Source organism: Microcystis wesenbergii NRERC-220, assembly GCF_032027425.1.
GTDB lineage: Bacteria > Cyanobacteriota > Cyanobacteriia > Cyanobacteriales > Microcystaceae > Microcystis > Microcystis wesenbergii_A.
The window spans coordinates 184424-205184 of the sequence record NZ_JAVSJA010000001.1; the positions used below are offsets into that span (position 1 = coordinate 184424).

Here is a 20761-nt window from a genome sequence, read left to right on the forward strand (position 1 = left end):
TTATTAGCTAGGCGGAAGCTAAACTTAAACCGAAGGGTACGGTATTGTCAATTTTCGCCCCTTGACTTTCCTCTAGGGAATGGGGGTAGAATATTTCCCCGTCTAGTTGACCATCGGAGTCATCGTCATCCCCATCGCCGATATAAAGGCGCTCACAGGGGATGTTATCGGAAAGGATGGCACTGGCCATCATACCCGTATGAATCTCTAAGAAAGCTTCCCCTAGGGTCTCAAATACTAAACGCTGCCCAGGGAAAACCACCCTTTCAAAATACCAGTTAGCAATATTGGTGATGCGAACAATTTGAATATGACTGGTCGCATTGACATAGCAACAAAGAATACTATTTTTCTTGCCGTTGGGGAGGGGATCGAGAATTTGTGCCATAGCAATTGGGGTGATCTTAAAGTGGGTTTGTCATCGCTCCTTCACCCTAACATCCTTTGATCCCCGATAGTTGTAAAGATGATTACAATACTTTGATAAAAATCTACCGATCGCTTTTTCTGGTGATAGAAAGCGGTTTTTATTAAAAAATCATTAAATTTAACTAATGCCTAGTTTTATCTATTTGTCAAGGGGGTAACTGCGTTTTTTTGCTGTTTTTCTTGATTTTCTGCCCAGCTATTTATCGCTGAATTTTATTGACGGTTTCAGGATTATAGAAACCGAGGTAATTTTTGTCAAGTTAGCCATCAGCTTTTTAGCCATCAGCCGTCAGACTTCGGACGTTCGGCGAGCTTTTGTCGAGCGGACGGTGAGCCTGTGGACGGTGAGCTTGTCGAATCCGTCGAACCGCCGCGTGAGCTTTTGTCGAACGCTTTTTTCTCCCCTGCTCGCTGCTCCCTTCTCCCCACTCTGCAATAACTACTCGCAGCCAGAAATCCATTGGGTTCTTATCATACTTTGTGCTTTTTGTCAAAAAAACTTTTTTTTTGCAATAAAACTACACAAAAAAAAGATCATCGTTGTGCGTGAAATTGACTGATTTACCCGTCTTAATTAGGATCACCTTCTAGGTGTGGCAAGGGTTTCAACCGTTGCTGCCCAAAAAAGCACAGAAAAACCCATTATGAAATTCAGTAAAATCGCTGTAACCATTGTAACATCGTTGTTAAATAAAAATCTTTCTCAATTAATTCTTAAGAATTTATAAATATTGCGGAATGTTAATTTAAATATTCTCAAGTTTTTGGAGTCAATCAATAATTTTTGCTTATCTTTGTCGGAAAATAGGACTCCTGCAAAAATCCAACATCTACCATGGGGTTAGAAGTCAGGATTCAGGAGTTAGGAGTTAGGAGTTAGGAGTCAGGATTCAGGAGTTAGGAGTCAGGAGTCAGGAGTCAGGATTCAGGATTCAGGAGATTATTTTTATTTATTCTTCCCACACCCTACACCCCACACCCTACACCCCACACCCTACACCCCACACCCCACACCCTACACCCTACACCCCACACCCTACACCCCACACCCCACACCCCACTTCCCATAGACCAATTTAGATGTGCGGACAGCTTAAACGTGATAGTTTAGATCCGATCGGTAATGTGACGTTGGGACAATAATGACCAGAGTAAATCCGAAGTTAATTATTCATGGGGGAGCGAGTTCCCTAGAGGACAAAGGTGGTTTAGAATCAGTCCGCGATTCTCTCCGGGGGATTGTTAAGAATATTTACAATCTCCTTGACAATGGTGCTAGTGCTGTGGAAGCGGTGACAAAAGGATGTATGTTACTGGAGGATGAACCGCGATTTAATGCCGGGACCGGTTCAGTGGTGCAATCGGACGGTCAGGTGCGAATGAGTGCAGCCTTGATGGATGGTCGTCACCAGCGTTTAAGCGGTGTCATTAACGTCTCGCGGGTACAGAATCCCATTAGCCTCGCCCAATTTCTCCAAAGTCAAGAGGATCGCATTCTCTCGGAAATTGGGGCCGCGGATCTGGCCAGAGAATTACAAATTCCCCTCTATGATCCCCTCACCGATTATCGGATTCAAGAATGGATGGAGGAAAGAAAGACGAATTTTAATCGCAAAATGGCCCGTTTATTCGCCGATTCGTCAGCACAACGGGGAACTATCGGGGTAGTGGCCCTTGATCAACAAGGAGACATCGCCGCCGGAACTTCTACCGGAGGGAAGGGATTAGAAAGAATCGGTCGCGTTAGTGACAGTGCCATGCCGGCCGGCAATTATGCGAATCCATGGGCGGGAGTAAGCTGTACGGGGGTCGGGGAAGATATTATCGATGAGTGTTTAGCCGCTAAGGTGGTCATTCGCGTCACCGATGGTTTTTCCCTCGCCGCTGCCGTGGAGAAATCCATGCGCGAATCCCAAACTAATGGTCGGGATCTGGGCATGATTTCCCTTGATCGTCAGGGGAATATTGTTTGGGGGAAAACGGCGGAAATTCTCTTGGCTGCCTATCACGACGGTCAGGCGATCGGTGATACCCTAGAATGGCACGGTGAAAATGTCGGTTTAATCGGTCATGTAGCCGTCGGATAGTGGAACAAACCGCGATCGAGCCTAGTCTTTTCGGTTAATCTGTACAAGATACTTCTTCTCGAAAAATCTCCGTGTGGCAATATATTATTCCTATTTTTGACCCCGATGTGAAAAACTGGTCAGCCGAAGCGCGATTATTGCGCTGGATGACTTTTTTGTGGCTGTCAGTCGGGTTAGTCGTGCTTTTTTCGGCTTCCTACGCTCTGGCTGACAGTCGCTTTGATAACGGACTATACTATTTTATCCGCCAATTAATCTGGCTTTGGATTGGCTTAATTGGCTTTAATTTCCTGGTGCGATTGCCGATCGAGAATCTGCTCAAAATCGCACCCTGGATGATTTTATTAGTTTTAGGATTAATTTTGATCACTCTCATCCCTGGTTTGGGAGCGAATATCAACGGAGCCACCCGTTGGATTAAAATCGGGCCGATTCTCTTGCAACCGTCGGAATTTATGAAACCGTTTCTCGTCCTGCAAGGGGCGGCGGTTTTCGGTGGTTGGCCGCGTTTAAATGTCAATCAACGGTTAACTTGGATCGCTATTTTCGGGCTAATTCTAGCGGGCATCCTCTTACAACCTAACTTGAGTACCACTGCTCTGTGTGGTATAACTCTCTGGCTGATCGCTCTTGCCTCTGGTCTGCCTTTATCCTACATGACCAGCAGCGCTTTACTGGGTGTAACTATGGCCGTGGTTAGTGTTACTTTCCGCGAATACCAGAGAAAACGGATTTTATCTTTCTTAGACCCCTGGCAGGATCCCCGGGGTGATGGTTATCAATTAGTGCAGAGTTTACTGGCGATCGGTTCTGGCGGAACCACCGGCAGCGGTTACGGTTTATCCCAACAAAAATTATTTTATCTACCCTTCCCGGATACGGATTTTATTTTCGCTGTCTTTGGCGAGGAATTTGGTTTTATTGGCGGTATTTTACTGTTAATCATGCTATTTATCTACGCTACTCTCGCTCTGATTGTGGCGGTTAAATGTCGTCATCGCATCAAAAAATTAGTGGCGATCGGGGCGATGGTAATTTTAATCGGTCAATCCCTGTTAAATATCGGTGTGGCCACTGGTTCTTTACCCACTACCGGCTTACCTTTCCCTCTCTTTAGTTATGGCGGCAGTTCCAGTTTAGCTAGTCTCTTTTTAGCAGCCCTCTTAATCCGGGTGGCTAGGGAAGAAAATGACCCCGATCTAGTTCCCACTAGCAGAAAAAGTCCTCAGAAAACTGTCTCTTTGAAGTCTCCATCTTTTTCAAAAGATGGATTCTAATCGTTGAATCTCTGCACAATGAATTGACGCTTTTGCTTAGGTAATTAAAGAAAAATGGGATAAGTCCCGTTAATCGGGGGGCGTGGCAGCATCGGAGCTTACTGCTATAATTGCTTACGGACAAAGATAATAAACAAAATTTATGGGCGACTTTTTTGATAACGTGAGCCGTTACCCCCGCTATCTGATTAGCTTTAGTTTAGGGATTTTCTTCGCCTTTTTCGGCTGGTTAGCCCCTTTATTAAAAAATCCCCTCACAGCGATCGCACTTGTGGGCTTTCTGGGGGGAACTTTCGCCTTTCTTTATTTCACCCTCAAAGCCATGCTCGGATTAGCTTGATACAATGGTAAGGGTTTCGCTGTTTTTAGGGGACAAAAATTATGGCTAACGACCGTCGAGTATCTCGCGTGTCCTCGCTAATTAAGCGCGAGGTCAGCCAAATGTTATTAATGGAAATTAAAGATGATCGCGTCGGTGCTGGTATGGTTAGCGTTACCGATGTGGATCTCTCCCACGACCTGCAACACGCTAGAATTTTTGTGTCTATCTACGGCAACAAAGATGCAAAGGCCGAAACTATGGCCGGGTTAAAAGCGGCCGCGGGATTCGTCCGGCGTGAACTGGGTCAACGCATCCGTCTCAGACGTACCCCCGAAGTGGTCTTCCTAGAAGATTCTTCCCTCGAACGCGGCGATCGAATGTTACACCTTCTTGATCATATTAAAAGCGATCGACCCCCAGAAGATGACGATTCCGCTATCAGTGACCAGTGAACAGTAGAGGATAACTAAATTTAGGCAAAACTGGCAACTTAAAACTTAAACCTGATAAATTTCCAGAAACTAAAACCTAATTGGTTAGGCTAAAATCTCTGATGTGCTTAGTTTCTAACTTTCTTTTTAGCTAGGAGAATTGCCAGATTCTGCCTTTTGCCTCTTGTCTGTTGCCTCTTGCCTTCAGAAACTGATAACTGATAACTGATAACTGATAACTGATAACTGAATAGTGAGCGATCGCATTTTATCCCTAAAAGAACGTATTGGTCAGATGATAGTAGTCCGCGCTTCCGGCTATCTCTTTGACCAACAAATCCGCTATCCTGCTTGGGAACCCGTCAACGCCACCCTGAAACATTGGTTAGAAACCCTCCACCTCGGTGGGGTGATTCTATTAGGAGGCAGCGCCGCCGAAATCGCTTTCCGCAGCCAACAATTACAAAGTTGGTCCAGCGATAATCCTCTCCTCATCGCCGCCGATATCGAGGAGGGGGTCGGCCAAAGGTTTTCCGGCGCCACTTGGTTTCCCCCCCCAATGGCTTTAGGAAAAATAGCCGAAAAAAGCTTGACAAAAGCCACAGAATATGCTAGGGAAATGGGAGCAATTACCGCTAAGGAGGCCCTAGCGATCGGGATTAACTGGATTTTAGCCCCAATTGTCGATGTGAACAATAATCCCGACAATCCCGTTATCAATATTCGTTCCTTCGCTGAAACTCCCGAAATCGTCGCTAATCTAGCTCAAGCTTTTATTTTAGGGGCCGATTCCTATCCAGTTTTGACCACGGCCAAACATTTTCCCGGCCACGGTGACACCAGCAATGACTCCCATCTTGATCTTCCTATCATCAACCACGATCATCATCGCCTAGAAGCGATCGAATTGCCGCCCTTTCAAGCGGCGATCGAGTCGGGGGTTGATAGTATTATGTCAGGCCATCTGTTAATTCCCGCTTGGGATGCCGAGTTTCCCGCCACTCTTTCCTCGAAAATTCTCGGGGAAAAACTGCGCCAAAATCTCGGTTTTCAGGGTTTAATCGTCACCGATGCCCTGATTATGGGAGGAGTGACCAAAATTGCCAGCGCTGCCGCCCTAGCAGTGAGGGCGGTACAGGCGGGGGCCGATATACTGTTAATGCCTCCCGATCCGATCGAAGCGATCGAAGCGGTGTATAGTGCCGTGCAAGCGGGTACAATTAGCGAAGCCAGAATTAATGATTCTTGGCAGCGTATTCAACGAGCAAAAGAGAAATTAGGGCAAAGACAGCCATCCTTAGAATCCTTAAGCAGTTTAGCGGCACCGCAAGCTCTAGAGATTGTCAGGGATATTTTAAAAGATTCCCAAACAGTTAGCGCTAATTTACCGATTAAAGCCACTCAAGGCCGCAATTTAATCATTATCGATGATTTACTCAACTGTGACTTTCTTGATCGCTCTTGTCCGGCGGTGACAATTCCCCGACAATGGGGTTATCAAACCCAAATAATCGACCGTAGCACCTTTAATCAGTCCCTCGTCTCCCCAGAAACGACTCTCCTACAAGTATTTATCCGTGGTAATCCTTTTCGGGGTAGTGCCGGATTAGGGGAGGAAACAAAAGCTATCTATCAAGCTTTGCTGAAAACCGGACAAATTCAAGCATTGATTATTTATGGTAGTCCCTACGTTTTCCAGTGGTTTCGTCAACAAAGCGGAGAAATTCCCTATCTTTTCAGCTACGGACAACAACCAAGCGCCCAAAAAATCGCCCTAGAAACTATTTTTGAGGGGCCCACTAGCGGCGAAAATCAGACCGATACTTTCGTTTAAGGGCAAAAATTGCCTAGTAACCATTGGGCAATGCGATCGGATGCACCGGCCGATCCCATTCTCTGACGACCATTAACGGCGATTTCTTGCCACTTTGGGGGATTTTGTAATAAATATTCTAACTTGTCTGGCACTGACTCGGCACTATCGCCTAAGAGAATTGAACAGCCTAATAAACGCTGTTGCAGTTTGGCAAAATGGGGAGTAAATTGTGGTCCAGATCCCGCAATTGTGATCGCCGGTTTACCCAAACCGACGAACTGTTCCGTGGCAGTTCCTGCCATGGCGATCGCTAGATGGCAACGGCCTAAATATTCGGCGTAATCCCTTTGAGAAATAGTTATAAATACTTCTTGACAAATAAACTTATTTATGCTTTGTTCTCGCCAACCCTGGGAAGTTAAAGCAGCCGTAAAAGATTCCGGGGGGAGAGAAGGAGCGATCGCTGCCAAAAATTCCAGCTTGTAATCGGGAAAACGGCCGATCATGGCCGCCACAGCTGCGAGAATTTGCTGCCAATTGTGGAGAGATTCGGGAAAGCGCGAACCGGGTAGTAGCAGAATATTTAGGCAATCTTGGGGAAAATCGCCCGTTATCGAGGGTAAAAGGTCATCCATCATCGGATTACCCCCATCGACAACAGCAATTGACCACTGTTGTAAAATTTTGCTAGTTAAACTATCCCGGGGAAAAACCCCCCGACAGCGAGGATGAGCCATTAACCAGCGTTCCCAGGGATAATAATAGGAACCCCAGAGGCGATCGATCATCGAGCTACTATCTAACCATCCCTGCTCATCCCGGAGATAGTATTCTGATTTAGCCGTTCCCACAAAAGCATAATCTGTCCCGCTCAACCAAGCAAGGGCAAGGGGTAAGATATCTCCCACCGCGACAATTTTTCCCCTTTCTTGGCCCCAATTTCTGACCAGACGGTATTGACGGGAGGTTAATCCCAATAATCCCTCCCGCAGATCTCGCCATAATTGTTTGGGATCGCTAGTGATAAAACCCCCAGAGGGCATTTTTTGACCTCGATCGAGAAGGGGAATCCCCAGACGAGTATAAGCATAACCGTTACCCACTAGGGGTAAAGCAGTAATATCCGGACAGTGGGGAGATGATTGCAGTCTTTTAATAATCCGGATTGCGATCTCATCTTCACCGTGGCCATTACTCAAAAATAATAATTTCACTGTTTTTCTTAACTTCTGGCTTAAAGTCCTAAACTTCGGTTGTTTTATTCCCTTCGACCCTAGACAATGCTGATGGTTAGGGAACAATCAATTTTATAAAAGCAGTTAACCAACTCCCATTTAGTCTAATCTACCGGAAGGTTTCGCCGATCGCTTATCTCTGTCTTGATGGCGACCATTTGACCAAAGGCAAGACTAAGAGATAAGAGATGAGTTTAACTGCTTCTATTTTTCTCGCTCAAAAGACCAGATTTAGCCCACCAGGGCCAAGAAGGTCAGAAACCTGCTCTGATCGCTAAGTAGCTGGTTATAATTAAATTAAAAATGGATTTTAGGTTCGATCCCCCCTGCCCCCCTTGATAAGGGGGGTGCCGATCCCCCCTTAGTCCCCCCTTGATAAGGGGGGCATCTGATAACTTTTAACGCCTACCTACTCATATTAAAATCAGTGATTAATTGGCATCCTAGCGGAAAAAATGATTATCGACTTACCCGATCGAGAAGCTACTGTCAATTTAGGGGAAAAACTGGGGCAAACCTTGGCCTCTGGCAGTGTAATTTTATTAAAAGGCGATTTGGGAGCGGGAAAAACCACCTTAGTACAGGGAATTGGCTTAGGATTGGGCATTCAAGAGCCTATAGCTAGTCCTACCTTCACCCTCGTTAACGAGTATAGCGAAGGCCGCCTTCCTTTGTATCATTTGGATTTGTATCGTTTGCAGGGTCAAGATATCGAGGCCCTGTACCTAGAAAATTATTGGCAGGGAATCGAGGTAGATTTAGGGATAGTGGCGATCGAATGGTCGGAACGTTTAACTTTTTTACCGGAAAATTATCTAGAGATTACTTTACTCGATCGAGGTGAGCAGGGACGACGAGCGCTGCTCAATTTTGTCGGTGGGGACGAAAAAAATAGCGACCCCGCAGGAATCGCTATCAGCACTTGACTTTTGAAGCAATCAAACTTTAGCGGTAACTTTCCACTTATTCTCTAACTCGTCTTTCTTCTAAAGTTTCTTCAAAGAAACTATTGTAGAGGAAACCCGCCGCCACGGCCCCCACAATGGGAGCAATCCAGAATAACCATAATTGACCAACGAGAGCCATATTACCGCATAAAAGAGCGACACCAGTACTACGAGCGGGGTTAACGGAGGTATTGGTCACGGGAATGCTAATTAAGTGAATTAAGGTCAATCCTAAACCAATGGCGATGGGAGCAAAACCGGCCGGAGCGCGTCGATCGGTAGAACCTAAAATGATAATTAAGAACATGAAGGTCAAGACCACTTCCGTGACCAAAGCGGCGAATAAACTGTAACCACCGGGAGAATGTTCTCCGTAACCATTGGTGGCCAGAGGATTGCTGCCTCCCAAAGCGAAACTCGGTTGACCACTGGCAATAATGTAGATAATTACCGCCGCTAAAATCGCCCCTAAAACCTGAGCGATGATGTAGGGAAGTAGTTCCGAACCGGGGAAGCGTTTACCTGCCCAGAGACCGAAGGAAACGGCGGGATTAAAATGTCCCCCCGAAATATGCCCGAAAGCGTAGGCAAGAGTGAGGACGGTTAAACCGAAGGCAAGGGACACACCCACAAAAGAAATCCCCAGATGGATATTAAAATCAGCACCATCTACGACACTCTTGGCTTTACCCACAAATACTGCCGCTAAAACGGCACTACCGCAACCACCGAGAACGAGCCAAAACGTCCCGATGAACTCTGCTAGATACTTTTTCATCTCTATATCAAGGTTGAATGATTTTGCTTTTAGGTTATCTCCCATCAAACCGGATTAAACTGTTATAGGATATTAAAAAATAGTTATTTTTTTATCTTCAATTTGCCGTTCTTATGGGGAAAATATCAGCTTTTTAGGGATATAATAGTAAAAAAATCGGGAATTTTTGATAATTTCACACTTTCTTTAGATTTATCTTCTATCTTGATGTCTGATGGATTTTGGCAGTGGTTGACCCTTTCCGCCGAGGGCTAATTATGAGATGAGCGATGCAGGAAGAAAAAGCGATATTTAATATCAACAATACTTTCTATAGACTGGAGAGTAAAATCGTCCGAGATTTAGGAGTTTTAGCGGCGGCAATTGCCCAAAAAGAGCGGGGCAGTTTGCGCGTTTTAGAAGTAATGAGCGGCTCTGGTGTGCGAGCGCTCAGGTATTGGTTAGAAAGTGGTGCGGATTGGCTGTGGGTTAATGATGGTAATCCAGAAATTAAGCCAACTTTAGCAGCTAATTTAGAGAATTTATTACAACAGAAAAAAGGCAAAATAACCTATAAATCTGCTCAAGAAGTTCTCCTAGAATGTTATCTTGAAAAAGACCATTACGATCTAGTTGATATTGATGCTTTTGGTTCTCCTGCATCTCTGTTTAGTGCCATTCCTTTAGCCACTAAAATCGGTGGTTTAATTTATCTAACTAATACCGATGGACGGACGCTGACGGGTCATAATCTAGAAAATAGTTTAGCTGATTATGGAGCATCTGCTCGCAATCATCCGGCTGCCCACGAACAGGGATTAAGATTAATTATCGCCGGTTTGCAATTAGAATCGGCCCGGTTAGGTTTAGGAATTACGCCGATTTTTTCCTTTTTTTTCGGTCAAAGTTATCGGGTGATGGTGCGGTTAACGGCTAATAGACAATTAAATAGTCATAACTACGGTTTTCTCGGTTATTGTCATAGCTGCGGGGAATATCAATCAGTGCCTTGGCCGAAGTTAGGCAAGATAGTTTGTTCTGGGGACGGGCAACCTTTAACCTTAACTGGACCCTTGTGGTTAGGCAGTTTACACGATCGCTTTTATCTAGAAAAAATGGCAGATTTAGCCGAGCAATGGCAGTGGAAAAAGGTAGTTAAATTGCTAGAAATAATGAGGGAAGAAAACGATTTTCCTCCCTACTTTTATAGCTTTCGGGAAATTGGGAGAAGGGGCAAATTAGATCTACCCAAAAGGGAAGATTTAATTGCAGCTCTCTTAAAACAAGGTTATCGAGCCGCTGCCACCCATATTAACCCGCAAGCGGTGAAAACTAACGCTTCTTTAGCCCAATGTATCGCAATACTCAAGGGCTAATTAGTTAATACCAATAACTAGAACTTTGTTGAGGTTCAGGGGCAAAAGCTAACCAGTAGGGGAATTGTAAAAGAGCGAAATTCAGTCGTTCTTCGGTATCATCGATGATAATGAGCGGTGAATACTTATCGTCGATTAAACGTTCCGCTTTTTGGATTAAAGCTTCGGGAGACTCAAAGAGAACGATGCCGCGGTCTGGTCCAAAATCGGCGCGGGAAATGCCGAGACAATCTTGGAGACCGCGCCGCCATTCGCCTAAACGTTCGGGACTATTCGCCAGAACGAGAGAACGGAAGCGATCGCCCTGTAATTCCGCCATAATCGAGATAATTGCCGAAGCCACCAGAATATTCTGGAGACGGCTGCCCATACCGCGAACAGTACCCCGTCCCCCCTGTTTAAAGAACCACTGTTGCACCCGTTCGGCGTGAATTGGTTCAAAAGTGCGCCGTAGTTGCCAAGGGGGACCGTAATAATCAGGACGACTGCGATAACGGTCTAAAAGAGCTTGGATGCGCTGATTTTGGTCAGAAAAGCCCTGTCTAGGGGTGGATTGCCCCACCGGTTCCGATTCATAACCCGAACGGTTAGAACGACGGGGTTCTTGCCAATTATCCCGGCCCTGGTTACTGGTACGGGGGGGACGGGGACTTTCTTCGCGATCATCCCGGCCTTGACTGCCACGGGATCGGCGCGGGTTTTCCTCCCGTTCGGTCCGCAGGGGAGGTTCCACGGGTCGGGGGGATTTTTCGGGGGTTTCAAAACGGGGTAATTCCAACTGTTCGGCAGCCGCGGCCAAATCCTGTAAACTGCCCACCAGATAGTCTTTAAATCCCTGAACCCGCACGGCTAGATCCTGGGAGACTCCGGCGAAATTACTCCGCATTTCCTGCCGAATGCGCTCACGACGGCGTTCTAACTGTTCGATCGCCAATTCTAAAGCCTGTTTGCGTTGTTCTAGGTCTTTTACGCCTTCCTTGAGCATTCTTTCGATTTGAGCTTTGATATCCCCGAGTTCTTCGGCGATCAAGCGTTCTCTTTCCGCTTTTAATGCCGAGATTTCTGCCGCTAGGCTCTGTTTTTGCCGTTCTAGAGCCTCGATTTCTGCCCGCAGGGGTTGCGCCTGCGCTGGGGGAACTAATTCGCCTTCGGGGGCGATTGCCGATGGCAGGGGATTCTCTACTGGGCGATCGTTCCAGAGATCATCAAAACTAAATTCTTCGACAGATTCATTGGGTAAGTCTGTCATTTTGTCAAGGGGTAAAACATTAAAATCTTCTGAATTCATCGGCTTTAGAAATGCAGAGCGAACAGAGGGCCAAGGCAGGCAATTAAGTAAGTGGTTCTGATTAATAGAAGATAGATTTTGCCTTTGATCCCCCCTTACCCCCTTATTAAGGGGGGTGCCGATAGGCGGGGGGATCTGACAATTTTTAACACCTACCTACTTAAGACGCTATTAATTGCCAGATTTTATTTTATCTCAATCTTAGTTCGCTTCTGAGTCGATCGCTTGCGATGCTGCTAAAGGATAGTATTTTTCCAGGCAGAGTCTCAGGGTTGCGCTGTCAAAGATAATGGGCAAAAAATGAATGCTGTTAATTTCTTTGAAATAAAATAGTATCGGGACTTTATTCCAGAAAATCCGCCAATTTTGCCATTCTTGGTAGGGAAAGGAGCGAATTTGTTGCCCGGACAGATAGACATCTAAGGAGGTAGGGGTAAACTGGAGACGAATGCGGGTAGTCTGGAACATCAAGAATAGGCCTAACAGGGAGAAAATTATTCCGAGCCAGACCTGTAAAAAGAGCAATGGCAGCGATAAAATTACCAAAAACAGGGGAATTCGATAGTTAGGAGCCAGTTCGATCGTTCCTGTTACTTCTTGCGGGGAAATAGTTGTCATTGGTGTCCCTATCGGCGGTCAGCCAAAATATCTTCGCTTCTAGTTTATCGCATTGTTTTTCGATAGGCGATCGAGATAATCGAGACTCGATCGGCGATGATCTGGTGGTGTCATGGCATCGTAGAAGGAGACTTTACCCCCGTATGCACGCCGGAGATTAAAATCAGTTAAGACCTTAGATCGTTGATCGGCGAGGATCAATTCTTTATTTAAGAGGATTAAATCAGCAAAATGGGTGATAGATTCGCCTAAATCATGGTTAACCACCATGACAATTTTATTTTCTTGGGCTAACTCACCAAAGATATTAAAAAGAATCCCCTCGGTTTTTTGATCTACCCCAACGAAAGGTTCATCAAAACAGAAAATCTCCGCTTCTTGGGCCAAAGATCTGGCTAAAAAGACTCTTTGCTGTTGTCCCCCCGACAACTGACCGAGGGGACGATGGCGTAAATCAGCCATTTCCACCCTTTCTAGGGCATTTAAAGCCTGTTGACGACTAATATGGGAAAAAGGACGAAACCAACCCGTTTTTCTGACTCTCCCCATCATCACCACATCCCAAGCGGTGACGGGATAGGTCCAGTCGATTTGAGATCTTTGGGGAACATAAGCGACTTTATCCAGTTGTTGCTGTAGAGATTGCCCTTGATAGTTAACGCTTCCCTGTTGTACGGGAATTAATCCTAGCATGGCTTTGATCAGGGTACTTTTGCCCGCACCGTTGGGACCGATAATACCGGTTAATCGTCCTGGATAAATTTTCAGGGTGATATCCCGTAGGGCTTCCACGCCGCGATAATATACTCCTAGATGACTAACTGTAATTGTCCTTTGCATAGTTGTTATCCCGAGTCTCCATTTCTAGCATAGCTAAAAATGAGACAATTATGAAGCAACCATGAAAAGATTATGAAAGATAGCTAGGGTGAGATTAATCGCCACTCAGTAAAGCTTCCACGAATTCGTAACTGGAAAAAGGCCGCAGATCCTCGATTCCTTCCCCAGCGCCAACAAAGCGAATCGGTAGGTTAAGCTGACGCGCCACGGCAAGGGCAACACCCCCTTTAGCTGTACCATCGATTTTAGTCAGGATCACGCCGCTTAATTGGGCAGCTTCCGAGAAAACCTCTGCTTGTCGCAGCCCGTTTTGTCCTAAAGTGGCATCGAGAACTAGAAGGGATTCCACCACGGCACTCTCGGCTTTTTTGTCGATAATGCGGCGAATTTTGCTTAATTCTGCCATTAAGTTCTTTTTATTCTGCAATCTTCCCGCCGTATCCACTAAGAGTAATTCTACCTCCCTGGATTTAGCGGCTTCGATGCCATCGTACACCACGGCGGCCGGGTCGGTATTTTTGCCCGGGTTGGCAATTACTTCGACTTGCGATCGCTCTCCCCAAACTTTCACCTGTTCCACGGCAGCAGCGCGAAAGGTGTCGGCAGCGGCGATCATACAGCTATAGCCAGATTGTTTAGATAAATGGGCTAATTTGCCGATAGTCGTCGTTTTACCGACTCCGTTAACTCCTGTGAGCATCCAGATATTTAATTTACCTTTTTCTGGCTCAAAACCGGGGTTGCTATAATTTGCTAAAGGTGCATCTAAAATCTCGCGGATAATTTCTTTGAGATATTCGATCGCTTTTTCGGGGGGTAAAGATTCCTGTTTTAGCTTATTTTGGAGGGTAGTGATAATATAATCGGTGGCACCTACCCCCACATCAGCCTGAAGCAATAAAGCTTCGATTTCCTCCACCGCATCTTGATTGAGGGGACCCTGACCGACCACGGCCTTAAGCTGATTGACCAAGCTGCGGCGCGTTTTGCCTAAACCCTGACGCAATTTTTTTAACCAGGTGATTTCTTCTTCCGAAACGTCCTCTGCTTGTCGTCCCTGATTGGCTAAAACTTTGGCTGACCAGATAAAGTCCTCATCCGGTTCTGTGGGGGTTTCGATGGCGGTTTCTTTGAGAATTTCGAGGCGATCGGATTTTTTCAGCCATGCGGGGGTATTATACTCGGTTTCTTCTTCTTTAACTGGTTCTTCCTCTTGCGGAGGTTCTGTTTCAGCAATAGATGTTTCAGGGGTTTCGCTCACGACGGCCTCGGCCGTGGCTTTTTTCTCTTGAATATTTTTAAAGGCTTTTTTGGCCCAATCTAAATACTCTTCCTGACTGGTTGCCTCGCTAGTCGTCGGGGTTGCCTCGCTGGGGGTCTCCTCTACGGGTGCGGGGGGTGCTTGTTCTTGTTCGGGTTGGAGTTTCTGACGACGGAACCAGTTAAACATAGGAGAAACTAAACATAAAACTATTTATCTAGTTTATTTTAACCCTTGGCGTGAGCAATTTTGATAGTTAGATTTTTAATTATGGATTTCTCAGCATTTTTTGCCAGAGATTACGGGAAAAATATGATGCGAGTAACTCAATTGATAGCCTTGCTCAAGCATAACTTTATCTATTTTTAGAGAAATGCTGTATCCTAGAAAATAGAATAGGAAGGAGAGTCAAAAATGTTAACCGCTACTGAAACCAAATATTATACTCCCGAAGAATATCTCGCCCTAGAGGAAACGTCCGAAGATAAAAATGAATATCGTCAAGGAGAAATTATCCCAATGGTAGGAGCCACCACTAATCACAATCAGATTTGTCTAAATTTTTGCCGTAATTTTCCCTTAAATATCAATAATAAAGATTATTATACCTATATGGAAACGGTGCGTTTATGGCTGTCAGATTATAGTATTTACACCTATCCTGATGTGATGGTGATTCAAGGTCAACCTCTCTATCAAGGTAATAGTCAATCTAACGTGATCAATCCTTTAATTATTGTCGAAGTTCTCTCTAATTCCACCCAAGCTTATGATCGAGGGGATAAGTTTAAATTCTATCGTTCCTTGCCAACTTTTCAGGAATATATTCTGATTGAACAATCTAGTTATAGTGTGGAACGTTACTCTAAACAAAAGGATGATCAATGGTTAATTGATTTCGTCACGGGGGAAAATGCGGTTTTACAATTGGTGTCGGTAGATTGGCAGATTTCTTTTCAAGATTTATATCAAAGAGTAAATTTTTACCTAGCAGAAACCTAAAATTAAGAGAAAGGTCAAAAAGAGTCGCTATCAAGAAACTCATTATCTCAAAACGGACTACTATATGTTAAATCTATGGAAGCTCTAGATTTTTCCGATCAACTACAATGGACCGCAGAAGCCAAGGCAAAACTGAAAAATATTCCCTACTTTGTTCGTTCCCAAGCGCGTCAGCGGATTACTGAGATATTTAAGATACACTTTTCCGAGCCACTCAATTGATAACCTTCCTCAAGGATAACTTTGTCTCTTTTTAGGGAAATGCTGTATCCTAGAAAATAGAATAGGAAGGAGAGTCAAAAATGTTAAGCGCTACCGAAACTAAATATTATACTCCCGAAGAATATCTCGCCCTAGAGGAAACGTCCGAAGATAAAAATGAATATCGTCAAGGAGAAATTATCCCAATGGTAGGAGCTACCACTAATCACAATCAGATTGCTGGAAACTTCTATCGAAGATTTCCTCTGACTATCAATAATCAAGATTATTATACCTACATGGAAACGGTGCGTTTATGGCTGTCAGATTATAGCATTTACACCTATCCTGATGTGATGGTGATTCAAGGTCAACCTCTCTATCAAGGTAATAGTCAATCTAACGTGATCAATCCTTTAATTATTGTCGAAGTTCTCTCTAATTCCACCCAAGCTTATGACCGAGGGGATAAGTTTAAATTCTATCGTTCCTTGCCAACTTTTCAGGAATATATTCTGATCGAACAATCTAGTTATAGTGTGGAACGTTACTCTAAACAAAAGGATGATCAATGGTTAATTGATTTCGTCACGGGGGAAAATGCGGTTTTACAATTGCTGTCGGTAGATTGGCAGATTTCTTTTCAAGATTTATATCAAAGAGTAAATTTCGACCTAGCAGAAACCTAAAATTAAGAGAAAGGTCAAAAAGAGTCGCTATCAAGAAACTCATTATCTCAAAATAGCTAATCTTTTTTGGTATAATAGACGGACTACTATATGTTAAATCTATGGAAGCTCTAGATTTTTCCGATCAACTACAATGGACCGCAGAAGCCAAGGCAAAACTGAAAAATATTCCCTACTTTGTTCGTTCCCAAGCGCGTCAAAGGATAGAAGAATTAGCTCGTCATGCTGGTTCCGATCGAGTTACCGTGGAAATGGTAGAACAGGCGAGAGTAGAATTCGGACAGTAGATTTTTAGCCGCCAATTTGGGACATAGTACGGGTATAAATGCCACTTGATGTGCCGGAATCACGCAGTTTAAAGTTTATTTCTGCCTTCAGTTCTATTAATTCCCGCACTCTTTCCCTGATTTCTGCCGGCGAAATTCCCTGACGGAGGGCAGTTTTTAGGTCAATTTGTCCGGTTTCGTTGAGGAGACAGGGACGCAACCAACCATCGGCCGAGAGACGTAGGCGGTTACAGCGATCGCAAAAACACTCCGACATCTGACTGATAAAGCCGATTGTACCCTTAGCCCCCGGAATTTGAAAAACATCGGCCGGACCATTTCCCCGCACTTGACCCTCATTTAAGCCCCATTTTGCCCGAATTCGCCCCCTTAATTCCTCGTTCGCAATCCAAGCTTTTTCTTGAAATAAATCACCGTTACCGATGGGCATAAACTCGATAAAACGGACGTGCCAACGCTTATCGATGGTCAAAGCCGCTAAATCTTCCACTTCTGCCTCATTTATCCCCGGAATCACCACCACATTCAATTTTAAGGGGTCAAAACCCACCCTCTGGGCTGCTTGAATACCTGCCCAAGTTTTTTGCCAACGACTCCGGCCGCGATTACCGATAATTTTATCGAAAGTGTCGGGGTCGAGGGAGTCTAAACTGATATTAATCCGTCTTAGTCCGGCTTCATACAACATTTCGGCTAAATTGTCAAGTAAATAGCCGTTAGTGGTCAAGGCTAAATCGCTAGTAGCAGATAAAGAGGCGATATCGCGCACAATCTCCACTACTTCGGGATGTAAGAGAGGTTCCCCACCAGTAAGGCGAAATTTGCGGAAACCGAGGGGAATAAAGACATTTTTGACTAAAGTAAGAATTTCCTCCCGGGTGAGTAAGTCTTGCGGTCGAACAGATGCCAATTCTGCATCTTCAGGCAGACAATACTGACAGCGAAAGTTACAGCGATCGATTAAACTAATCCTGAGATAGTCAATTTGGTTCATGTTCACGGGGAAATACTGTTATAAAACTTCATGAATTTATCATAACAATTCCGGCTCGATCGATATCTAGACATCGGCTACATCTAGATTTTAGTCTATGATGACAATAGATTTGCTCAATGGCAAGAGCCAATAACGATTGGGAAATTTGATAATTTTTCTTGATTGTACTTAAGTAGGTAGGCGTTAAAAGTTGTCAGATGCCCCCCTTATTAAGGGTAGGGTTGATTCATGAATCAACCCTACCTTATCAAGGGGGGCAGGGGGGATCGAACCTAAAATCGATTTTTAATTTAATTATAACCAACTACTTAACTAAAAAGGTCAGCTAACACCCAAAAGAAATATTAACCAATCCTCTAGATATGGACAAACAGGATACTATCTAAATTGAGCGAGCCAGTAATGCTATGATCAAAAATTAATTATCTTGAGATGGTAATTTGTGTGATCTTGCCTGTTTTGCTACCCATTGCCCAAACTCCCCCTAGTGTAGAAATAATTCGACCGGTGCAGGTGCGTCCTTTACCGAATCAACTAGATCAAGTTCCCGTTTTTAATAGCAATAGTCCCGAATTATTGCTAGGAGAAGGGATTTTACTTTCGACTTTTCCCCCCCAAGAGAAAAGTTTCCCCTCGGCCCATTTAAATTATGCTTTTCAGGGACGCTTTGATATTTTTGCCCACCATATAGCCAGGGGGAATTTTCCCGATAATTTACGCACCCTTTATCTGGGTATATTACTCCACAATCCTAGTTCTAATCCCGTGACCGTTAAAATTCTGCAAGGGGCCAGTTATTTGAGTCAACCGGATGCAGCTTTTATCGATTTACCTGCACAAGTGGAAAATAATCAGGGGACGGTTTTTGCCGGGCCGGGAAGTCGGGTAATGGGGGATATTTTAATCGGGCAGCGTCAGGATATTTTTCCCGATAGGATTATTATTCCGGCGGGGGAGAGTTTTATGGTCTTAAATGCGGCGATTCCCGTGCGCGATTTGACTCCACCCTTAAACGGGAGATCCAGTTATCTCCGTCTGGAAAGTGACGGTCTTCTCTACGCTGCTAGTTTAGCTCTTTATGCACCCCTAGACGAAAATGGGCAGGAAAGACCCCCAAATCTGACAGAGTGGCAAAATTTGCTAGAAAAAGGCGATTTATCGACTCCGCGCGATCGAGCGCCCACTCCTCCCCATAGTCAAGGACAGATAATTTATGGACGGGTAGCGGGGGTGTCCCAAGGTTCAGCTTGGCCAGCCCGATTGGTCGATCGAGCTTCTTTATGGTTAAATATTCCTGATTCTGGTCAATCTATAGCCTATGGGATTAGCACCCTACCCGGGGGCAAACTGGGAACGGAACAAAATCAAAGTGCTAGTATGTTAGTTCGCTATCCCGATACGGCCTATCAAGCTCATGGTAATTACGGTGTGGAATATAGGTTAAGTTTACCTCTATTTAATCGAAGTGATGAGGCGAAAACGGTGACTATTGCGCTAGAAACACCGATTAAAGAGAATATTATCGGTCAGGGTTTGCGTTTTCTCGATCCGGCTGCCCCACAAGTGTTTTTTCGGGGAACAGTAGCCGTCAATTATAGCGATGACCAAGGACAGGCACAAAGCAGATTTTTCCATCTCGTCCAAAGACGCGGACAAGAGGGGCAATCTTTAGTGACTCTGACTATTCCTCCCGGGGATTGGCATATAGTACAGGTAAATTTTTTATATCCACCAGATGCAACTCCTCCGCAAGTTTTAACGATTAAGACCGAGTAGAACAAGTTTAAAATTGGCCGTTAACGATCGCAATATTCCATTGACCGTCTTGGTTGGTTTCAAAGGCAATTTGGCGACCATCACCGCTAATGGTGGGATTGCGGACGCTTCCCCGCAGGTTAGCGGTTAACAGGGTTGCACGGGACTGGGAACGATCATAAACCATGACATCACTTTTACCGCGTTCGCTGGAGATATAGGCAATTAAACGACCGTCAGCATTTAGAGATGGCTGATCTTGGCTAGAATCGCCACGATTTAGGTTAGGGAGATTAACTAAGCGCTTTTCTTGCAGATCGAATAAATATATACTACGACGACCGGAGCGATCGGAAGCGAAGGCTAAATAGCGACCATCAGCACTATAACTGGGAAATTGATCGGGAGCAAAACTATTTAAACCACCGGCGGGAACTTGAGGAGTGATCAAAAGAGGGGAATTACAGCCACTTATCCCCGATAACAGCCCAAAAGAGGCCAAAAATCGCCCCAGCCAGACAAAAAAATTTTTTTCTTTCATCTTGACTTTTGACCCCAAATGTGCTAGTAACTTTCTTCCTTGCCGACGGTTTTGAGGGTAAGTAGTTGATTGCCTTGACTGAGACTATCGGCGATCGCTTCTCGAATCGGCAGGTCAATAGTGGTTTCAGCGAGGATTTCTTGGGCTTTTTGGCGCAAATCTGCCCCAGTATCGGCATCTACTTGGTCTAGATCGAGTAATTCCTGCGATAGCTGTTCGATCGAATTCGGGTTAGTCATAGCTCAGGCTCCCAACAAGCTTAATTACAATCCCATTGTAAAGAGGGTCTATCCCTAATTGGGGATTTTTTGGCTTTAATTCAGTATTGATACCAATCCAACTTTAAAAACCCAGTTATGAATTGTTTCCCACTTCCCCACTTCCCTCAAAAAAATTTTCCCAGAGGTGCTTGACATAACCCTAATGATGAAGTTACAATCAGAAATGTGGCAAAAATGGGATTGTAGTTCAATTGGTTAGAGCACCGCCCTGTCACGGCGGAAGTTGCGGGTTCGAGCCCCGTCAATCCCGTAAAAATCTAGATTAGAGTCGCCCATGACTCGTTATCCTGTGGGCAGTAGGACAAATAAACAGGATCCTACTGC

General features: G+C 44.8%; 22 protein-coding genes and 1 tRNA gene. 13 read left to right on the forward strand and 10 right to left on the reverse strand.

All coding sequences use genetic code 11. The features are described from left to right. Nucleotides 1–7 precede the first annotated feature (7 nt). The gene (locus tag RAM70_RS00880) at nucleotides 8–388 is read right to left on the reverse strand and encodes a DUF1830 domain-containing protein (RefSeq protein WP_312671972.1); all 381 of its coding nucleotides are present in this window, start codon (nucleotides 386–388) and stop codon (nucleotides 8–10) included. A gap of 1183 nt (nucleotides 389–1571) precedes the next feature. On the opposite strand from RAM70_RS00880, the gene RAM70_RS00885 reads away from it, so the two are divergent. The 5 genes from RAM70_RS00885 (at nucleotide 1572) to RAM70_RS00905 (ending at nucleotide 6380) form a co-directional block, all read left to right on the forward strand. Further along, nucleotides 1572–2516: an isoaspartyl peptidase/L-asparaginase gene (locus RAM70_RS00885; protein WP_002783758.1), complete on the forward strand. Its 945-nt coding sequence runs from the start codon at nucleotides 1572–1574 to the stop codon at nucleotides 2514–2516. Nucleotides 2517–2587: 71 nt separating this feature from the next. Beyond that, nucleotides 2588–3793 carry an FtsW/RodA/SpoVE family cell cycle protein gene (locus tag RAM70_RS00890; protein WP_045360186.1) on the forward strand — a complete coding sequence of 402 codons (1206 nt, stop codon included), beginning with the start codon at nucleotides 2588–2590 and terminating at the stop codon, nucleotides 3791–3793. Nucleotides 3794–3935: 142 nt separating this feature from the next. Further along, complete coding sequence (locus RAM70_RS00895; protein ID WP_002737592.1) at nucleotides 3936–4133, forward strand: DUF751 family protein; 198 nt, start codon at nucleotides 3936–3938, stop codon at nucleotides 4131–4133. 41 nt (nucleotides 4134–4174) lie between these two features. Beyond that, a complete protein-coding gene (gene rbfA / locus RAM70_RS00900; protein ID WP_002751761.1) occupies nucleotides 4175–4567 on the forward strand; it encodes a 30S ribosome-binding factor RbfA in 393 nt (130 codons plus the stop codon). Nucleotides 4568–4799: 232 nt separating this feature from the next. Further along, nucleotides 4800–6380, forward strand: coding sequence for a glycoside hydrolase family 3 N-terminal domain-containing protein (locus RAM70_RS00905; RefSeq protein ID WP_190380951.1), 1581 nt, complete (start codon nucleotides 4800–4802; stop codon nucleotides 6378–6380). Here RAM70_RS00905 and RAM70_RS00910 read toward each other — a convergent pair. Beyond that, the gene (locus RAM70_RS00910; RefSeq protein WP_312671973.1) at nucleotides 6377–7576 is read right to left on the reverse strand and encodes a lipid-A-disaccharide synthase-related protein; all 1200 of its coding nucleotides are present in this window, start codon (nucleotides 7574–7576) and stop codon (nucleotides 6377–6379) included. The genes RAM70_RS00905 and RAM70_RS00910 overlap by 4 nt on opposite strands. Nucleotides 7577–8052: 476 nt before the next feature. On the opposite strand from RAM70_RS00910, the gene tsaE reads away from it, so the two are divergent. After that, nucleotides 8053–8523 carry a tRNA (adenosine(37)-N6)-threonylcarbamoyltransferase complex ATPase subunit type 1 TsaE gene (gene tsaE / locus RAM70_RS00915; protein WP_190380953.1) on the forward strand — a complete coding sequence of 157 codons (471 nt, stop codon included), beginning with the start codon at nucleotides 8053–8055 and terminating at the stop codon, nucleotides 8521–8523. A 37-nt stretch (nucleotides 8524–8560) separates the two neighbouring features. Here the strand turns inward: tsaE and aqpZ are convergent, their stop codons facing one another. Next, the gene (gene aqpZ / locus RAM70_RS00920; RefSeq protein ID WP_238707244.1) at nucleotides 8561–9322 is read right to left on the reverse strand and encodes an aquaporin Z; all 762 of its coding nucleotides are present in this window, start codon (nucleotides 9320–9322) and stop codon (nucleotides 8561–8563) included. Nucleotides 9323–9591: 269 nt separating this feature from the next. Between aqpZ and RAM70_RS00925 the strand changes: the two genes are divergently transcribed. Further along, nucleotides 9592–10677 (forward strand): class I SAM-dependent methyltransferase, encoded by a 1086-nt coding sequence (locus RAM70_RS00925; protein ID WP_190380955.1) that lies wholly within the window; start codon nucleotides 9592–9594, stop codon nucleotides 10675–10677. 4 nt (nucleotides 10678–10681) lie between these two features. Here the strand turns inward: RAM70_RS00925 and RAM70_RS00930 are convergent, their stop codons facing one another. The 4 genes from RAM70_RS00930 to ftsY form a co-directional block, all read right to left on the reverse strand. Next, the gene (locus RAM70_RS00930) at nucleotides 10682–11965 is read right to left on the reverse strand and encodes a DUF3086 domain-containing protein (RefSeq protein ID WP_312671974.1); all 1284 of its coding nucleotides are present in this window, start codon (nucleotides 11963–11965) and stop codon (nucleotides 10682–10684) included. A gap of 201 nt (nucleotides 11966–12166) precedes the next feature. Beyond that, nucleotides 12167–12583, reverse strand: a complete 417-nt coding sequence (locus tag RAM70_RS00935) for a DUF3119 family protein (RefSeq protein ID WP_002751775.1) — start codon at nucleotides 12581–12583, stop codon at nucleotides 12167–12169. 39 nt (nucleotides 12584–12622) lie between these two features. After that, nucleotides 12623–13423, reverse strand: a complete 801-nt coding sequence (locus RAM70_RS00940) for a metal ABC transporter ATP-binding protein (protein ID WP_045360179.1) — start codon at nucleotides 13421–13423, stop codon at nucleotides 12623–12625. A gap of 94 nt (nucleotides 13424–13517) precedes the next feature. After that, nucleotides 13518–14873 carry a signal recognition particle-docking protein FtsY gene (gene ftsY / locus RAM70_RS00945; protein ID WP_288001181.1) on the reverse strand — a complete coding sequence of 452 codons (1356 nt, stop codon included), beginning with the start codon at nucleotides 14871–14873 and terminating at the stop codon, nucleotides 13518–13520. A gap of 225 nt (nucleotides 14874–15098) precedes the next feature. Between ftsY and RAM70_RS00950 the strand changes: the two genes are divergently transcribed. From RAM70_RS00950 to RAM70_RS00965, 4 genes are all read left to right on the forward strand, one after another. Then, a complete protein-coding gene (locus tag RAM70_RS00950) occupies nucleotides 15099–15686 on the forward strand; it encodes a Uma2 family endonuclease (protein ID WP_312671975.1) in 588 nt (195 codons plus the stop codon). 75 nt (nucleotides 15687–15761) lie between these two features. Beyond that, a complete protein-coding gene (locus RAM70_RS00955) occupies nucleotides 15762–15908 on the forward strand; it encodes a PCP reductase family protein (RefSeq protein WP_072925897.1) in 147 nt (48 codons plus the stop codon). A gap of 80 nt (nucleotides 15909–15988) precedes the next feature. Further along, nucleotides 15989–16576: a Uma2 family endonuclease gene (locus tag RAM70_RS00960; protein WP_312671976.1), complete on the forward strand. Its 588-nt coding sequence runs from the start codon at nucleotides 15989–15991 to the stop codon at nucleotides 16574–16576. A gap of 101 nt (nucleotides 16577–16677) precedes the next feature. Next, nucleotides 16678–16863: a PCP reductase family protein gene (locus RAM70_RS00965; protein ID WP_002771508.1), complete on the forward strand. Its 186-nt coding sequence runs from the start codon at nucleotides 16678–16680 to the stop codon at nucleotides 16861–16863. 4 nt (nucleotides 16864–16867) lie between these two features. Here the strand turns inward: RAM70_RS00965 and moaA are convergent, their stop codons facing one another. Beyond that, complete coding sequence (gene moaA / locus RAM70_RS00970; protein WP_045360174.1) at nucleotides 16868–17857, reverse strand: GTP 3',8-cyclase MoaA; 990 nt, start codon at nucleotides 17855–17857, stop codon at nucleotides 16868–16870. A gap of 435 nt (nucleotides 17858–18292) precedes the next feature. Here moaA and RAM70_RS00975 point away from each other — a divergent pair, with 435 nt between their 5' ends. Next, nucleotides 18293–19636 (forward strand): DUF3370 domain-containing protein, encoded by a 1344-nt coding sequence (locus RAM70_RS00975; RefSeq protein ID WP_312671977.1) that lies wholly within the window; start codon nucleotides 18293–18295, stop codon nucleotides 19634–19636. 7 nt (nucleotides 19637–19643) lie between these two features. Here RAM70_RS00975 and RAM70_RS00980 read toward each other — a convergent pair whose 3' ends face one another. Continuing rightward, nucleotides 19644–20156 carry a TolB family protein gene (locus tag RAM70_RS00980; RefSeq protein WP_002782737.1) on the reverse strand — a complete coding sequence of 171 codons (513 nt, stop codon included), beginning with the start codon at nucleotides 20154–20156 and terminating at the stop codon, nucleotides 19644–19646. Nucleotides 20157–20179: 23 nt separating this feature from the next. Then, nucleotides 20180–20395, reverse strand: coding sequence for a hypothetical protein (locus RAM70_RS00985; protein WP_002761575.1), 216 nt, complete (start codon nucleotides 20393–20395; stop codon nucleotides 20180–20182). A 218-nt stretch (nucleotides 20396–20613) separates the two neighbouring features. On the opposite strand from RAM70_RS00985, the gene RAM70_RS00990 reads away from it, so the two are divergent. Next, nucleotides 20614–20687, forward strand: a tRNA-Asp gene (locus RAM70_RS00990). The last annotated feature ends 74 nt before the right edge of the window (nucleotides 20688–20761 follow it).

Coding starts and splice junctions, on each gene's coding strand:
- RAM70_RS00880 (WP_312671972.1), bottom strand. CDS start 388: ATGGCACAAATTCTCGATCCCCTCCCCAACGGCAAGAAAAATAGTATT.
- RAM70_RS00885 (WP_002783758.1), top strand. CDS start 1,572: ATGACCAGAGTAAATCCGAAGTTAATTATTCATGGGGGAGCGAGTTCC.
- RAM70_RS00895 (WP_002737592.1), top strand. CDS start 3,936: ATGGGCGACTTTTTTGATAACGTGAGCCGTTACCCCCGCTATCTGATT.
- rbfA (WP_002751761.1), top strand. CDS start 4,175: ATGGCTAACGACCGTCGAGTATCTCGCGTGTCCTCGCTAATTAAGCGC.
- tsaE (WP_190380953.1), top strand. CDS start 8,053: ATGATTATCGACTTACCCGATCGAGAAGCTACTGTCAATTTAGGGGAA.
- aqpZ (WP_238707244.1), bottom strand. CDS start 9,322: ATGAAAAAGTATCTAGCAGAGTTCATCGGGACGTTTTGGCTCGTTCTC.
- RAM70_RS00925 (WP_190380955.1), top strand. CDS start 9,592: ATGCAGGAAGAAAAAGCGATATTTAATATCAACAATACTTTCTATAGA.
- RAM70_RS00930 (WP_312671974.1), bottom strand. CDS start 11,965: ATGAATTCAGAAGATTTTAATGTTTTACCCCTTGACAAAATGACAGAC.
- RAM70_RS00935 (WP_002751775.1), bottom strand. CDS start 12,583: ATGACAACTATTTCCCCGCAAGAAGTAACAGGAACGATCGAACTGGCT.
- RAM70_RS00940 (WP_045360179.1), bottom strand. CDS start 13,423: ATGCAAAGGACAATTACAGTTAGTCATCTAGGAGTATATTATCGCGGC.
- ftsY (WP_288001181.1), bottom strand. CDS start 14,873: ATGTTTAACTGGTTCCGTCGTCAGAAACTCCAACCCGAACAAGAACAA.
- RAM70_RS00950 (WP_312671975.1), top strand. CDS start 15,099: ATGTTAACCGCTACTGAAACCAAATATTATACTCCCGAAGAATATCTC.
- RAM70_RS00955 (WP_072925897.1), top strand. CDS start 15,762: ATGGAAGCTCTAGATTTTTCCGATCAACTACAATGGACCGCAGAAGCC.
- RAM70_RS00960 (WP_312671976.1), top strand. CDS start 15,989: ATGTTAAGCGCTACCGAAACTAAATATTATACTCCCGAAGAATATCTC.
- RAM70_RS00965 (WP_002771508.1), top strand. CDS start 16,678: ATGGAAGCTCTAGATTTTTCCGATCAACTACAATGGACCGCAGAAGCC.
- moaA (WP_045360174.1), bottom strand. CDS start 17,857: ATGAACCAAATTGACTATCTCAGGATTAGTTTAATCGATCGCTGTAAC.
- RAM70_RS00975 (WP_312671977.1), top strand. CDS start 18,293: ATGGTAATTTGTGTGATCTTGCCTGTTTTGCTACCCATTGCCCAAACT.
- RAM70_RS00980 (WP_002782737.1), bottom strand. CDS start 20,156: ATGAAAGAAAAAAATTTTTTTGTCTGGCTGGGGCGATTTTTGGCCTCT.
- RAM70_RS00985 (WP_002761575.1), bottom strand. CDS start 20,395: ATGACTAACCCGAATTCGATCGAACAGCTATCGCAGGAATTACTCGAT.